This window comes from Paenibacillus oceani, from assembly GCF_014705615.1.
In the GTDB taxonomy this organism is placed as follows: Bacteria; Bacillota; Bacilli; order Paenibacillales; family NBRC-103111; genus Paenibacillus_AB; species Paenibacillus_AB oceani.
In genome coordinates, this window is record NZ_JACXJA010000015.1 from 176571 (window position 1) to 190718 (window position 14148).

Below are 14148 nucleotides of genomic sequence, written 5' to 3' on the forward strand. Positions count from 1 at the left end.
CTATGATTTCCGGAGCTTATTTCGTATACAAATGCTTCATCAGCTCACGGTTTTTTTGTGCGAACAGATCGTTATGGGACGATACCATCCCGTAAGCGTTCGCGTCGGGAGTTATGTATTGTTTGGCCTTGTTTACGGCGTTTGCGGCATCCTGGAAAGCGCCCGCGATGAGATGCAGCTTGCCTTCATGGTGCAAAATATCGCCTGCTGCATACAACCCGTCTACCGACGTTTCGCTCATTGGACTTCCGGCGATCCAGTATTCTTTTTCCATCGCGATTTTTACTTTGCTATTTTGCAGCAGATCTTTGTCCCGCTCGTAGCCGTGATTGATGATGACTTCATCGATCTCCAGCTCGGTTTCCGTATCGTCCTCGCTATGCTTGAGCAGCACCTTTTGGATCGTTTCATGGTTGGGCGAGGCAATCAGCTTTTCGATCGACGTGTTCAACAAACATTCGACAGAGCTAGCAAGCAGCTTGGAGATTTCCGCCTCGTGGCCTTTCAGATTGTCTTTCCGGTAGGTCAAGTACACCTTCTTCGCAATCGGCTCCAGTTCGTTCGCCCAGTCGATCGCCGCATTCCCGCCGCCCGAGATGAGCACCGTCTTGCCTTGAAAGCGGGCGAGCGACTTCACCGTATAATGCAGATTCGTTACTTCAAACCGCTCTGCCCCGTCGATCGTTAATTTGGTCGGCTTTAAGATGCCGCCCCCTACCGCAAGAAGAACCGTCCGGGAATAATGCTCGTTCCCTGAGGCCGTATGCAGCACGAATGTTCCCTGTTCATCCTTCGTAATCGACGTCACCTTCTCCCCTAGCACGACTTCAGGGTTAAAGGTCGTTCCTTGAGCGGTCAGCTGATCGATCAGTTGGGCTCCGGAAACCGGGGTTAAGCCGCCGACGTCCCAGATCATTTTCTCCGGATAAACATGAACCTTGCCGCCGAGAAACGGCTGATATTCGATGATTTTCGTAGACATTTCGCGCAAACCGCTATAAAATGCAGCAAACAGTCCGGCCGGACCTCCGCCGATAATCGTAACGTCGAAAACTAGATTCGTATCCATATTTATTTGCTCCTCTGCAGGTAATGGGGGAAATCCGCCTAGCTTCATGGAATCGTCCGCTAACGTTAGTCATCTGAATCCAAAACCAATTCATAATAGTGATAATGATTATCATTATCGTAATTATATCAAAGAAAACGAACTTTTCAATAAGAATTTGCAGTTGCTGGGAAATGTTGAATTCTACTCCTAACCGGAGTCAGGTACGGAATGCTGCCAACGCTCTTCATGCCGCCGGTTTTGAACCTGTCGCCCGCCTGCCACACGCCAAAAAGCCCGCAAGATGCGGGCCAAACCAAACGTAAACAAAACCAAACTAAACTCATTTTGAAATTGCCGCATAAACGGGTGTCCGGAATGTCTACCCTTCTCCGATCCGCACTCCCGGCGTCTCGGCATCCTCCTGGATCACAATCAGCTTCTCCGCTTTCCCACCCCCGTCGCACAGGAATTCGACTTCAACCGGTATAAGCCGGACGAAGAAACGGGTTTGCGTCGATGGATACAACTCCAGACGCACTTTGCCGGTTATCTGCAAAAAGAGCCGGTCTTCCTCGATGAGGACTTGAGCGATTGTCGAATCTCCGTCGCTCCCTTCTTCTCCAATCCGGTACGTTCCGACATAACGCTCGTATAGCTTACGGTCGAACGACGCGATTTTTTGTTCCGGAGGAAGCTGGGGAATGTCATAGGGGAGTTCCAGCAATATATGTTCGGCGGCGGATATGACAGCCTGATCGAATTCAACGGCCTGCTCCCGGTTTCTCAAATAAATCAGCGTCATATCGGCATCGATATACCGGATCATCACGGTCGCATAACCCGGCCAGCCTCCGCTGTGAAGAACCGCTCTGCCCTTCCCTTCCTTCTGCTCCAGAATCCAGCCGAAACCGTAATCGAAGGTTTCCCCGTTATTGAACGGTACTGGCGCAAACGCCTGATCCAGGGACCGTCTGCTCACGAGCGAATCTGTGTACAAAGCCCGGTCGAACTTCAGCAAATCGCACATATTCGAATTGACGGTGCCGTCACCCTGAATGCCGTCCAAAAATCTGACATACTGCGTATCTCCGATATCGTCGGGCAGCTTATACTCTCCGGAATGAAAGTCGAAGACGTATCCGTAAGCGTAATCGGAAATCGTTTCAGGGCGGTACCTCCTGTTATGAACGCTTGTGCGGGCCATCCCAAGCGGACGAAAAATGCGGCTTCGCATATATTCCGCGAACGTAAGTCCGGATATTCGCTCGATCAGGACGGCGAGCAGCACATACCCTGTATTGCTGTATAACCAGCTTTCACCGGGTTCGAAATAAACTGGTGGCTGGTAGCGGATCAACATATCCAGCACGTCCGCGTTCGTTGCTATCCGGGTCCGGTCCCAATGCGTCAAGAACAGCTCCATATAGTCGGGCAAACCTGAAGTATGGCCAAGCAGCTGCCTTACAGTAATTCCCGGGTATGGTAGCTCCGGAATCCACAGCGAAACGGGATCGTCATAGGCGAGCTTTCCCTGTTCTTCCAAAAGGATCACACCCAAAGCGGTGAACGGCTTCGACAACGAAGCGAGCTCGAATACGGTATTTGTCGTCAACCGGCGTCCCGAAGATCGTTCGGCGAAACCGAATGCCACTTCATAAATCACTTCACCTCGCTCCGCCGCCATGAAAACCCCGTTAACTCCGCCCTGCCGATCGATTTCGGCAAACAATTGCTCCAGCTTCTCCCGTTTGGTATTCATCGAACCCTCTCCTCGTCTAAGGTTTATGACAGTCAGACTGGCTATAATGTTAATCATATGTAAACTATTAAGGCGACTTAACTATCGTACAAAAGGAAACGCCGGTACCTGTCGACGATTGTCCCTGCTGACAGGCGATGGCAGTGTTTATTTTATCGTTTTGCTGCCATCGCCGTTTACTTCCTTCTCCACGATCGCCTTCAGCTTCAAGATCGTGTTCTTCATCGCAACGACTTCATCGAAGTCGAGTTGCGAGTAATAACGCTCGATGATCGTCCGCTCCAGATGATCCTGCTTGACGAAATAGTCCGTCCCGCGCTGCGCAAGACGAACAAGAATTTCCCTGCGATTGCTCCGGTTGATCTCACGGGTCACATAATTCGCTTTCTCCAGCTTGCTGACGATCTGGCTTACCGCACTGGACGAAACGTTCATCCGCTCGGCAAGTTCGCTAACCGTCATCTGGTTGTGCTTATGGACATGCTCGAGCAGAATGGTCTGCTTTGCCGTTATTTCACTCTCCAGCAGCTCTTCATGGGCTTGAAACAGCATTACATTCATCGAGTAGTCCGCTTCATTCATCTCTTTGACGATCCGGATCAAGTCTTCCCTCGTGGTCTCCATCGGAATAGGTTCGCATCCTTCATAGTTAAGTCACCTTAACTATTTTACCTCGATTTTCTGCCAATAGCAATCGAGCTTTCAAAAGATTTTGGTCGTACCAACAAGCTCATTATTTCGCTATCTTGCTATTCCATCTGCTAAAACGTACAAAAACCGCATTTTAGAGTTATACTTTGGATAGAGGTGAACCCACATGAATCAGCAGCCCGGTCCGCAGCCGCTGACGGAGGAACAATGGCAGGCTGTCGTCAGCAACGATGCGTCCTATGACGGCCATTTTTTTTACGCAGTAAAAACGACAGGCATCTTTTGCCGTCCTTCCTGCAAATCAAGACCGCCGAAGCAAGAACATATCGGACTTTTTCATACGCCGGAACAAGCTGTAGCCGCAGGTTACCGGCCATGCAAACGATGCAAGCCGACGGGGCTACGGCTGCCTGACGAAGAATGGATATCGCTGGTAACCGACTATATCGACAACCATTACGCCGAGCCGCTGACGCTGGATACGCTTGCGGCGATCTGCCACGGTACGCCTTATCATCTCCATCGTACCTTCAAAAAAGTGAAAGGAAAAACGCCGGTGGAGTATATTCAAGATATTCGTATCGAAAAAGCCAAAGCTGAGCTGATCCGAACATCGAAGCCGGTATCCGAGGTGGGCCATGGCGTGGGCTTGTCGAATACTCCGTATTTCATCACGTTGTTCAAAAAGAAAACCGGGCATACGCCGGCGAGCTACCGCCACGACCCGGCAACCCGGTCCTGAAGGAGGATTTTTATTTATGGAAAAAAGCTCTAATGCGGCACCGCTCTACTGGTCGCTGCTCGCTTATCAAGATTGGAACATGCATATCGGGGCGACGGAAAAAGGCTTATGTTATGTAGGCTCGCAAAACCGCTCCTTCCAGGAGCTGGCCGACTGGGCAGCCGCCCGTTATCCAGGCAGCGCGCTCGTTCGCGACGACCGGATGACGCAGCGGTATGCAGACGAGCTGATCGAATATTTGGAAGGCGCTCGCGAAAGCTTCACGGCCCCTGCCGACTTGCGAGGCACCCCTTTTCAGCTTGCTGTATGGAAAGCGCTCGGCGACATCCCTTACGGGCAAACGAGAACGTACACCGATATCGCGGAGATGATCCGGAAGCCGTCGTCGGTGCGTGCCGTAGGAGCGGCGATCGGGGCCAACCCGAATCTGATCACGGTCCCCTGCCATCGCGTCATCGGGAAAAACGGGGCGTTGACCGGCTACCGGGGCGGGCTCGAGATGAAGACGAAACTGCTTGAACTGGAGCGGAACGTCTCGTATTCGAAGGAAGCCGTGCGGCGATGAACCCTGAGTATACACACAAAACTCCAAAATCGCTTCTTAACAAAGGGACAGGCTTCCTGGCCGGCTACAGCCATTCGTTAAATCCGTATACAGGCTGTACGTTCGCCTGCTCCTATTGTTACGTCCGGCAAATGCCGGTATCCACGTTCCGCGGCAAAGCTTGGGGAAGCTGGGTCGATATTAAAAGCGATGCGGCAGACGTCTTCCGGAAAGAGCTGCAAAAAGCGAAGTCCAAAGGTCCCGTCACCATCTTCATGTCCTCCAGCACCGATCCGTATCAGCCTATCGAATACAAGGAGAACGTTACCCGGTCGCTGCTTGAAGTTATGGTTGCCGATCCGCCGGATTTCTTATTCGTCCAGACCCGCAGTCCGCTCGTACGCAGAGATATCGATCTGCTGGCCCGGCTAGGGTCCAACGTGAGAGTAAGCATAACGGTGGAAACCGATCGGGAAGAAATCCGCAAACATTTCTCTCCCTATGCCCCGCCGATCGCGGCGAGATTAAAAACGCTGGAGATATTGACTGATGCCGGCATTCCGACCCAGGCTACGATAGCGCCGATGCTGCCGAGCAGCGACTCCTTTGCGCACACGTTGCGTCCGCTAGTAAACCGCGTTTGTGTGGACGATTATTTTATGGGGGACGGAAGCGGCGGGAAACGAACCAAAAGCCTGGGCATCATTCAAAAGTACAAGGAGCTCGGGTTGGAGGAATGGTACCATCCGGACGCCTACCGGATCGTCATCGAGCGGTTGCAGCAAATCTTTGCCGAGGACGAACTGTTCGTCAGCCAACAAGGCTTCGAGCCATAAGTCACCTCCCCTATCCTGACTTTCCTTGATATTGGAACATACCGGGTAACGGCTACGGCGGCGCCATCATTCGATTTAACTCCAGATGAGACGCCGCTTTTCGCGTGCTCGCCGCAACTACGAGTCGTTATGACGCTTGGTGCCGGTTTGCTTCATCCGCCGAATCGTCTTTTTCATGTCCGGATGGACCCGGTTCGACTCCGTTATTTTCTGCAATGCTTTGTTGTAAGTAAACGCGTCAAGCGAATGGTTATGCAAATAATGCATCGTCGGCTCGGGCTGCTTCACATAACAGACGGAGATCGCCCAGGCAACCGCCATTTTCACATAATAACCCTCATGCCGGATCGAGTCCAGCAAGCTCAGGACAGACTGAATATACGGCTTATCGGTATAGTACATTAACAGCATGACTACGCCAAACCGTAGTTCGTATTCGCTCTCCGACCGCAAATAAGGCTGGATGAACGCCCACACGCTCGCCTTGTTCACAGAGGTGAACTTCAGCCCCGTACAGAAACTGTCACAAACCGACCAGTTGTCGATTTTGGGAACGAAATCCGCTACCAGAGCCAGAAGCTCCTCCAGCTCCGCCTGGGCATACCCGATGACCATCCCTTGAAGCATCACTTCCTCGAAATAATCGCCGTCGGCCTGCTTCAGATAACTGCGCCAATCACGACGCGCGATTGTTTTGGCCAATTTGCGAAGCTCCGGCAAACGAACACCCATCACATGATCAATCGTGGGGATCAGCGAAGCGGAAAACGTCCGGTATTCCTCGTCCGCCAGCTCCAGCAATTGTTCTCTGATCGACAGCTCCATCCTGATCACCTTCCCGTTCTCTAATTCCGCTCGTCCGTGCCTTGCGGCTTCTCGGTCTCCCTGTTGGTCGGCCCGGATGACGGCACGGCGATTCGCGCGCTGCACGTCTTACGCTCGTACAGCCAGTATACCTGAATCTAGGCTCGCGGGAGACCTTTCTCGAATAGAACAGCAAGATCACGAAATTGTCATAGGGTGAGTTGCCCCGACAGGTCGTATCGTCCGATTTAACCCGATCGCGAACATTACTATGAAAGTTTCCCTGATTCGGTTTCTGTTGACGCTTCTTCCAGTATCGATTAAAATACAACTATTCAATTATACTATTGAATAGTTGAGGTGATGGAGCGATGACAATCGATCGAGCTATAAAGGATAAGCTGTATCAAGAATTTGCCCGTATCGGGAAATGTTTGTCGAGTCCAAAACGTCTGGAGATTCTGGACTTGTTGGCGCATAGCCCCAAGTCGGTCGAAGGTCTGGCCAGAGATACCGGGATGAGTGTCGCCAACGTCTCCCAGCATTTGCAGACGCTTCATCAGGCAAGACTGGTGAACTACAAAAAGCAAGGTAACTTCGTTATTTACGAATTAGCCGGCGGTGAGGTATCCGGGTTTATGGGCGGCTTGCACCGTCTGTCGGAGAAGCAGCTCGTCCAGGTGCAGCAGATTAAAAAGGAGTTTATATCGAATCATGCCGGAATGGAAGCCGTATCGCTGACAGAGCTTCACAGGCGGATGGAACGGGGCGAGGTTATGCTGATCGACGTGCGGCCCAAGTCGGAATACGAGGCGGCGCATATCCCCGGTGCCGTATCGATTCCGATCGAAGAATTGGCAGAGAGGCTCGCCGCCCTGCCGACGAACTCCGATATAATCGCTTACTGCAGAGGTCCTTACTGCCTGATGTCCGTGGAAGCCGTTGAATTGTTGCAGGCCAACGGATTCAAGGCGTACCGGTTGGAGGAAAGCGTTCATGACTGGAAGCAATTCGTCAAGCCTGCGGAATAATAGCCATCCGAACGCAGCTTAAGTTAAACCGGCACTTCACTACATTCCAGACTGGCAAGCCAGGAAAGGCGGGCATTCATCATGCAACCAGCGAACAAACTTATCAATCAACAACCGGCTTACATCCAGTCGTATATCGCCTCTCCCGAGAGACGGCGGCAGTTGTATCGCCGTACCCTGATCATCGTGGTTCTCTCCCAAATATTCGGAGGGGCCGGACTCGCCGCAGGCGTAACGGTCGGCGCGCTTCTCGCTCAAGACATGCTGGGCACGGACGGCTTTGCCGGTATCCCGTCCGCGCTGTTCACCCTGGGCTCCGCCGGGGCGGCGCTGATCGTAGGCCGGATTTCACAGCGGATGGGACGGCGAATCGGTCTTGCCGCAGGTTTTATGACCGGGGGAATCGGCGCGATCGGGGTCGTCCTGTCTGCGGTAACCCACAATATCGTTTTTCTTCTGGTCTCTTTGTTCATTTATGGAGCCGGTACGGCAACCAACCTGCAAGCGCGTTATGCAGGGACCGATCTGGCGACGGCCAAGCAGCGGGCCACAGCGGTCAGCATCGCTCTCGTCTCGACTACACTGGGAGCGGTCGCAGGGCCGAATCTCGTTGATACGATGGGCCGTTTTGCAACCGGCATCGGGGTTCCGGCGCTTGCAGGGCCGTTCATATTGGCGGCAGCCGCTTTTCTTACGGCGGGGTTGATCCTTCTGTTATTTCTTCGGCCTGATCCGCTGCTCGTGGCAAAAGCAATCGCCGAAGCGCCCGCAACGGGCGAAGCGGCGCGTACCGGCGACAGCTCCGGCCTTGCGGCTGCAAACAAAAGCGGTATAGTAGCCGGAGCTTCGATCATGGTGTTCACCCAGATCGTAATGGTCGCCATTATGACGATGACGCCTGTGCATATGGGTCACCATGGACACGGCTTGAGACAATTCGGACTTGTGATCGGCTTCCATGTTGCCGCCATGTACCTGCCGTCCCTGCTCACCGGCTATCTCGTCGATAAGATCGGCCGTACCTGGATGGCTGTCGCGGCCGGAGTCACATTGCTCGCGGCCGGCGTTATGGCGGCTGTCGTGCCAGCCCATTCGTTGCCGCTCCTTACGATCGCCTTAATCCTGCTTGGATTGGGCTGGAACTTTGGCTTGATTAGCGGTACAGCGCTGATCGTCGACGCTACGACGATGTCGAACCGCGCCAAAACGCAAGGCTCGGTGGACGTGCTGATTGCTTTGGCGGGAGCTTCGGGCGGAGCGTTGTCCGGTATGGTGGTCGCGCAATCCAGTTATGCGGCGCTTTCGCTGGCCGGAGGTTTTCTGTCCTTGCTGCTAATCCCTGTTGTGATCTGGTCCCAACGTAAAGGAAATTAAGAAAAGGCCGCCCCCCATCACTTGTGATGACTGGAGGGACGGCCTTTTACGGTTGAAAAGCGAAACGCAGTGCCCGGCTGATCATCACCGGCCACATCGATACGTGCCCCTCGTTCTCGAATTCCGTGAACGACATTTTTATCGTTTTGCATACGGTCAATCGTCATCTTTGTTATTCGAACGAGATCACCCACAAGTAGAGGGAAGCCACTGAGCCGTAGGGCGAATAGCCTGTGCGGTACTGTTCGAACTGATCCTTCGTCAAGGCGTCCAGCCCGTACAGCTTCATCATCCCCCGCCGTATCGCGATGTCTCCCCAACTGACAATATCCGGACGCTCGTAAGCATGGAGAAGCAGCATTTCGGCCGTCCATCTGCCCACACCTTTTAATGCCATTAACTTTCGTATCACATCCTCGTCCGGAAGCTCGTTCAGTTCATTCAAATCGAGCTTTCCTTGAACAATGGCTTCCGCGATCTGATGAATGCAGACCGCTTTTTTCATCGTTAAGCCGCAGCGCTGAATATCGTCCGCCGTTACGGATGACAGACGTTGCGGCGTCAGCTCCCCGAGCTGGGTCTGCATGTTCTCCCAGATCGTATGTACGGCTTTGGCCGATATCAGCTGTCCGACTATCGCGTATACGAGCGCGGTGAACGGGTCGGGCATCACAACACGCTCTATCTTCCCGATCCGCGATATGGCCGCTCCAATTACCGGGTCAGCTTGTTTCAAGTAGTCGGTCTGTTCCTGCCCGTAGTTGAAAAACCTGGTTTGTATGGAATGCATGGTTGTTCCTCCGGTGTAAGGCAAGGGTAGAGAAGCGGCTCCCTCTTCGCTTGATGCTGCTCCTCCTACTATATCGCATAGGTGTGATCTCGTACGAGCTCTGCCAGTGAAATAGCAATCTTGCAAAGGAAGAAATTCAAAATACAAAAATACAGGAATACAGAATACGAGTCTTTCGTAGCCTCTATTCTCTGCCTTTTACCAATACAGGAGCCATTAAGAGCGGTTTGCAGCCCTTATTTCAGCCAACTGATGGGGCTGCAGACGATTCGCGGATTTTATGAGTCTCAAACCGCTCTTATTCCGTGCCCAGGCGGGTTTTCTGTCAAAATAAAGGGTACAAACCACCCTTACTCGGTCTCTACCCGCTGCCTATTAATGAACAAGCAAACACAAAACCCCCCGTTTCACCTGGAAAGCGAAGACGAGGGGGCCTAAGCGTCTTATTGGGACTCGTACAACCGGTAAGCCGCATGGTTGGTCGGACCGAAATAGGCGTTAAGCGGGAACGAATGCCGGATGGCGGCGGTAATAAACGCTTTGGCCGTGTCAATCGCTTCCCGGACCGGTTTGCCTTTGGCAAGCTCGGCGGCAATCGCGGCCGAATAGGTGCAGCCTGCCCCGTGCGTGTAGGTGGTGCCGATTTTGTCCGATTCCAGCGTCTCGAATGTCTGCCCGTCGTAGAGCAAGTCCAAGGCGCGAGGGTGATCGAGCTTGCCGCCGCCTTTGATCAGCACATACCGGGCTCCGAGCTCGTGAATGCGGGCTGCGGCTTCCTTCATATCGTCGACCGTCCGGATCGGAGGTCTGCCGCTGAGCTGGGACGCTTCGAACAAGTTCGGCGTCACGATAAGCGCCGCAGGAATGAGTACGTCGCGTAGGCTGTCGTTCGTCTCCGGATGCAGCGCTTCGTCCGCGCCTTTGCATACCATGACCGGATCGACGACGACGTTCGTTATCCCGTATTTCGCCAGCTTATGCGCCACCAGCTCGATAATCTCGATCGAACCGAGCATACCGGTCTTCAGAGCATCGACCCCGATTCCGGATATAACCGTTTCGAGTTGCGCCTCTAGCGCATGAACCGGTAAGGGGAACACGTTGTGGAACCAGCCGTTATGAGGATCTTGAGCAACAACCGTCGTCAGGGCGGTCATCCCGTAGACGCCGCGCTCCTGGAACGTTTTCAGATCGGCCTGGATACCGGCTCCGCCGCTAGTATCCGAGCCGGCAATCGTTAAAGCTTTGTAAATGGCGGTCATCGATGAACTCTCCTGTCCGATAGAGCGGAACACCTAGTGGTATCCGCGGTTCCGCTCCGATTGATCTCTAATAGTTTCTCATATCCTACACCCGTTCGTCCGGAAAATCAAGATGGTGTTTGGCCCTGCTAACCGCTCTGGTTCGAACTCGAGCCGATCTGTTACAATCAAAGGGCGGCATGCTCGGGATCTTGGGATCATCGGTCCTATGGACGGGATCCGGCCGGTTGTGCGGTAAAAACTGAGAATCCGTCACTCTTTTGCATCATTTTACTTACCGAAGTTGAGAAACTATATAAAAATTAGTAAAGTAGAAGCTGTAAGCAAAGGAGGAGAAATCAATTGACCGAATCAGCAAATAGGATGGAAATTGGAATCAGCACATTTCTCGAGGCGACTCCCGACCCGTCAACCGGAGTCGTGATCAGCCACGCCGAGCGGCTGCGCAATGCGGTGGAGGAAATCGTAGTAGCCGATCAGGCCGGGCTCGATGTGTACGGGATCGGCGAGCATCACCGGGCCGATTACGCGGGCAGCTCCCCGGCCGTCGTACTGGCTGCGGCTGCGGCTATGACGAAGCGGATCAGGCTGACCAGCGCCGTCACGGTTTTATCCTCGGACGATCCGGTCCGTATATATCAATCGTTCTCTACGCTGGACGGCATCTCGAACGGCCGGGCTGAAATTATGGCGGGACGGGGCTCGTTCATCGAATCTTTCCCGTTATTCGGCTACGACCTGAGCGATTATGACGAACTGTTCGAAGAAAAGCTGGAGCTGCTGCTCGCGATTCGGGCTTCGGAGAAAGTATCGTGGCGCGGCGGCCACAGGCCGGCTATCGACAACCTGGGCGTATACCCCCGGGCGGTTCAAACCCCGCTGCCCGTATGGATCGCCAGCGGCGGTACTCCGCAATCCGCGATACGCGCCGGCATGCTCGGACTGCCGATCGCATTTGCCATTATCGGCGGAATGCCCGAGAGCTTCGCGCCGCTAGTCCAGTTATACAAGCGAGCGGCTGCCAAAGCGGGACATGATCCGGACAAACTGCCGATCGCCACCCACTCTCACGGTTTCGTTGCCGATACGACCGATCATGCCGCCGAGCTGTTTTTCCCGCCTACGCAAGCCCAGATGAACGTGATCGGACGCGAACGGGGCTGGGGACAGCCGTACAGCCGGGCTTCGTACGATACCGCGCGCAGCCTCCGAGGCGCACTCTATGTCGGCGATCCGGAATATGTGGCGGAGAAAATCGTGCTGCTGCACAAAAATCTGGGAGTGACCCGCTTTTTCCTTCATGTGAATGTCGGGACGATGCCGCACCGTGAAGTGTTGCGCGCGATCGAACTGCTCGGAACGAAGGTGGCGCCGATTGTCCGCAAGGAGCTGGCTCGGGACGGCTCCGGCGATTGACCCTGGATACAATGAAAAAGCTGTCGGCATCTTGCACTTTGCCGGCAGCTTTTTATATTTACCCTTTGACCGCGCCTGCGACCATCCCTTTCATAATCTGCTCCTGGAAGATCAGATATATGACAATGGTTGGGATGACGGCGATCGTCATCGCGGCCATTGTCAAGCTGTAGTCCGTGCCGAACCCGTCGGAGAAAATCGATAGGCTGAGCGGCAGTGTCTTCAGCGCCTGCTTGTTAATAAACACGAGCGCAAAGGCGAAGTCGTTCCAGAATCGCAAAAAGGCGAGAATCGCGACGGTCGCCATCGCCGGCACGGACAGCGGGAAGATGACGCGGAAGAAGATCCCCCAATACCCGTTGCCGTCGATCATGGCGGCTTCCTCCACTTCTTTGGGCACCGAGGTCAAATAAGCGGCGACCACAAAAATCGCAACAGGCAGCTCGAATGCCGTATACGGAAGAATTAACGCCCAATGCGTATCGAGGATCATCATTTTCTTCATCATGATGAACAGCGGCACGAGCGTGCTGTGGATCGGAATGAGCATCCCGAGGACGAACAGCGCCATGATGGGTCCTTTGAGCTTAAACTGCAGCCTCGACAGTATATACGCGGCGAGTGTCCCGAGGAATAGCGTAAGCGCCATCGAGGCGAGCGTGACGATAACCGAGTTCGTAAGCGCGGTTCCGATCCCCGCTATTTTCCACGCTCTGGTGAAATTCTCAAACTGCCATACCGAAGGCAGGGCGAACGGCTTGCCGTAGAAGTCCTGATTCGATTTGAACGAACTGATGAACAGCCATAGTAATGGATAAAGCGTCAGGAGCGCATAAATCGTCAGCAGCAGCTTGCCGACCCAGGACTTGCCCAGTTGAACCGTCTTCCCCAGAAGTCCCCCGCTGCCGCGGGCGATCACTTTGTTTGCCGTTGTCTCCATAGCGGTTTGCCTCCTTCCTCTATACGGTTTAGTCGTTGCCTTTACGCTTCATTAGAAGCTGGCTGCCCGCAACCAGAATCATGCTGATGATCATAATCATCGTGGACACCGCCGAGCCGTATCCGTAGCGGAATATGTTAAACGTGTTGTTGTACATGTAAGTAGCCAGCAGCTCGGTCGCTTGCGCCGGTCCGCCACCGGTCATGACATAAATCAGATCAAACGCTTTCATGCTTCCGGAGATGCACAGCACAATCGCGACCTTAATTGTATTCCAGATCATCGGCACGACGATCAGATACAAGCGGCGGAAGCCGACGGCTCCGTCGATTTTGGCAGCATCCTCGACCTCCGAGGAGATATTTTGAATCGCGGCGATAAACAATATGAGATAAGGCCCGATGTTCGCCCAGATGATCGGAACGCTGACCGAATACATATTGATTTTCGGGTCGCCGAGCCAATCGCGGATCCATGAGCTTAGGCCGACATTTTCAAGGATATAGTTCAGAATACCGATTTGCGGATTGTAGATGTAACCCCAAATAATACCGATAACGACCGATGCAAGAACCATCGGCATAAATACCGCCGAACGGATAAACCGGTGAAAGAAAGAGCTTTTCCACAACACAAGCGCAAGCACGAGCGCGATCGGCACCTGGCCGAAAATCGACGCCGCCACGATAATCAGATTATTTTTGAACGCTCTCCAGAAGATGGGGTCCTGTACAACCTCGGCATAGTTTGCGAAGCCGATATATTTCATCGCGCCGATGCCCTTCCAGTCGAAAAACCCGTAAAAGGCCGACCAGAAAATCGGAACGATAACAAATAACAAATAAATCGATAAGGCGGGAAGCAGACCCAACGTAATAAATGTCCGTACTCGGCTTGCAGCAGCCATCGCTAACCTCCCCTTTCGTTTTGTTACGTACGCTGTTGCGT

The 14148-nt window shown here is 53.5% G+C and carries 14 protein-coding genes; 6 read left to right on the forward strand and 8 right to left on the reverse strand.

Annotation, left to right across the window (positions count from 1 at the left end):
- Positions 1-16: 16 nt before the first annotated feature.
- The 3 genes from IDH45_RS13180 to IDH45_RS13190 form a co-directional block, all read right to left on the reverse strand.
- Positions 17-1069: an NAD(P)/FAD-dependent oxidoreductase gene (locus IDH45_RS13180; protein ID WP_190928272.1), complete on the reverse strand. Its 1053-nt coding sequence runs from the start codon at positions 1067-1069 to the stop codon at positions 17-19.
- Positions 1070-1430: 361 nt separating this feature from the next.
- Complete coding sequence (locus IDH45_RS13185; protein ID WP_190928274.1) at positions 1431-2810, reverse strand: serine hydrolase; 1380 nt, start codon at positions 2808-2810, stop codon at positions 1431-1433.
- 147 nt (positions 2811-2957) lie between these two features.
- Positions 2958-3434, reverse strand: a complete 477-nt coding sequence (locus tag IDH45_RS13190) for a MarR family winged helix-turn-helix transcriptional regulator (protein ID WP_190928275.1) — start codon at positions 3432-3434, stop codon at positions 2958-2960.
- A gap of 193 nt (positions 3435-3627) precedes the next feature.
- Here IDH45_RS13190 and IDH45_RS13195 point away from each other — a divergent pair, with 193 nt between their 5' ends.
- From IDH45_RS13195 to IDH45_RS13205, 3 genes are read left to right on the forward strand one after another with little or no spacing between them, the layout of a single operon-like run.
- Positions 3628-4203, forward strand: coding sequence for a bifunctional transcriptional activator/DNA repair enzyme AdaA (locus tag IDH45_RS13195; protein WP_190928277.1), 576 nt, complete (start codon positions 3628-3630; stop codon positions 4201-4203).
- Positions 4204-4219: 16 nt separating this feature from the next.
- The gene (locus IDH45_RS13200; RefSeq protein WP_190928279.1) at positions 4220-4768 is read left to right on the forward strand and encodes a methylated-DNA--[protein]-cysteine S-methyltransferase; all 549 of its coding nucleotides are present in this window, start codon (positions 4220-4222) and stop codon (positions 4766-4768) included.
- Complete coding sequence (locus IDH45_RS13205) at positions 4765-5583, forward strand: SPL family radical SAM protein (protein ID WP_190928281.1); 819 nt, start codon at positions 4765-4767, stop codon at positions 5581-5583. The genes IDH45_RS13200 and IDH45_RS13205 overlap by 4 nt, the downstream gene beginning before the upstream one ends.
- A gap of 117 nt (positions 5584-5700) precedes the next feature.
- Here IDH45_RS13205 and IDH45_RS13210 read toward each other — a convergent pair whose 3' ends face one another.
- Positions 5701-6408, reverse strand: a complete 708-nt coding sequence (locus IDH45_RS13210; RefSeq protein ID WP_190928283.1) for a DNA alkylation repair protein — start codon at positions 6406-6408, stop codon at positions 5701-5703.
- A 350-nt stretch (positions 6409-6758) separates the two neighbouring features.
- On the opposite strand from IDH45_RS13210, the gene IDH45_RS13215 reads away from it, so the two are divergent.
- Together IDH45_RS13215 and IDH45_RS13220 are read left to right on the forward strand one after the other, a co-directional pair.
- Positions 6759-7418, forward strand: coding sequence for an ArsR/SmtB family transcription factor (locus IDH45_RS13215; RefSeq protein ID WP_190928285.1), 660 nt, complete (start codon positions 6759-6761; stop codon positions 7416-7418).
- An 81-nt stretch (positions 7419-7499) separates the two neighbouring features.
- Entirely contained in the window at positions 7500-8792 is a 1293-nt protein-coding gene (locus IDH45_RS13220; protein WP_190928287.1) for an MFS transporter, read from the forward strand.
- A 172-nt stretch (positions 8793-8964) separates the two neighbouring features.
- Here IDH45_RS13220 and IDH45_RS13225 read toward each other — a convergent pair whose 3' ends face one another.
- Positions 8965-9582 (reverse strand): DNA-3-methyladenine glycosylase family protein, encoded by a 618-nt coding sequence (locus IDH45_RS13225; RefSeq protein ID WP_190928289.1) that lies wholly within the window; start codon positions 9580-9582, stop codon positions 8965-8967.
- A gap of 443 nt (positions 9583-10025) precedes the next feature.
- Positions 10026-10844 (reverse strand): pyridoxine/pyridoxal/pyridoxamine kinase, encoded by an 819-nt coding sequence (pdxK, locus tag IDH45_RS13230; protein ID WP_190928291.1) that lies wholly within the window; start codon positions 10842-10844, stop codon positions 10026-10028.
- A gap of 363 nt (positions 10845-11207) precedes the next feature.
- Between pdxK and IDH45_RS13235 the strand changes: the two genes are divergently transcribed.
- Entirely contained in the window at positions 11208-12260 is a 1053-nt protein-coding gene (locus tag IDH45_RS13235; RefSeq protein WP_190928345.1) for an LLM class flavin-dependent oxidoreductase, read from the forward strand.
- A gap of 58 nt (positions 12261-12318) precedes the next feature.
- On the opposite strand, the gene IDH45_RS13240 is transcribed toward IDH45_RS13235, so the two are convergent.
- Both IDH45_RS13240 and IDH45_RS13245 read right to left on the reverse strand, forming a co-directional pair.
- A complete protein-coding gene (locus IDH45_RS13240) occupies positions 12319-13200 on the reverse strand; it encodes a carbohydrate ABC transporter permease (protein WP_190928293.1) in 882 nt (293 codons plus the stop codon).
- A 28-nt stretch (positions 13201-13228) separates the two neighbouring features.
- Entirely contained in the window at positions 13229-14107 is an 879-nt protein-coding gene (locus tag IDH45_RS13245; protein ID WP_190928295.1) for a carbohydrate ABC transporter permease, read from the reverse strand.
- Positions 14108-14148: the final 41 nt, after the last annotated feature.

What these genes read in the sequence shown, in the direction of transcription:
- IDH45_RS13180 (WP_190928272.1), bottom strand. Translation starts at nt 1,069, where the DNA reads ATGGATACGAATCTAGTTTTCGACGTTACGATTATCGGCGGAGGTCCG.
- IDH45_RS13185 (WP_190928274.1), bottom strand. Translation starts at nt 2,810, where the DNA reads ATGAATACCAAACGGGAGAAGCTGGAGCAATTGTTTGCCGAAATCGAT.
- IDH45_RS13190 (WP_190928275.1), bottom strand. Translation starts at nt 3,434, where the DNA reads ATGGAGACCACGAGGGAAGACTTGATCCGGATCGTCAAAGAGATGAAT.
- IDH45_RS13195 (WP_190928277.1), top strand. Translation starts at nt 3,628, where the DNA reads ATGAATCAGCAGCCCGGTCCGCAGCCGCTGACGGAGGAACAATGGCAG.
- IDH45_RS13200 (WP_190928279.1), top strand. Translation starts at nt 4,220, where the DNA reads ATGGAAAAAAGCTCTAATGCGGCACCGCTCTACTGGTCGCTGCTCGCT.
- IDH45_RS13205 (WP_190928281.1), top strand. Translation starts at nt 4,765, where the DNA reads ATGAACCCTGAGTATACACACAAAACTCCAAAATCGCTTCTTAACAAA.
- IDH45_RS13210 (WP_190928283.1), bottom strand. Translation starts at nt 6,408, where the DNA reads ATGGAGCTGTCGATCAGAGAACAATTGCTGGAGCTGGCGGACGAGGAA.
- IDH45_RS13215 (WP_190928285.1), top strand. Translation starts at nt 6,759, where the DNA reads ATGACAATCGATCGAGCTATAAAGGATAAGCTGTATCAAGAATTTGCC.
- IDH45_RS13220 (WP_190928287.1), top strand. Translation starts at nt 7,500, where the DNA reads ATGCAACCAGCGAACAAACTTATCAATCAACAACCGGCTTACATCCAG.
- IDH45_RS13225 (WP_190928289.1), bottom strand. Translation starts at nt 9,582, where the DNA reads ATGCATTCCATACAAACCAGGTTTTTCAACTACGGGCAGGAACAGACC.
- pdxK (WP_190928291.1), bottom strand. Translation starts at nt 10,844, where the DNA reads ATGACCGCCATTTACAAAGCTTTAACGATTGCCGGCTCGGATACTAGC.
- IDH45_RS13235 (WP_190928345.1), top strand. Translation starts at nt 11,208, where the DNA reads ATGGAAATTGGAATCAGCACATTTCTCGAGGCGACTCCCGACCCGTCA.
- IDH45_RS13240 (WP_190928293.1), bottom strand. Translation starts at nt 13,200, where the DNA reads ATGGAGACAACGGCAAACAAAGTGATCGCCCGCGGCAGCGGGGGACTT.
- IDH45_RS13245 (WP_190928295.1), bottom strand. Translation starts at nt 14,107, where the DNA reads ATGGCTGCTGCAAGCCGAGTACGGACATTTATTACGTTGGGTCTGCTT.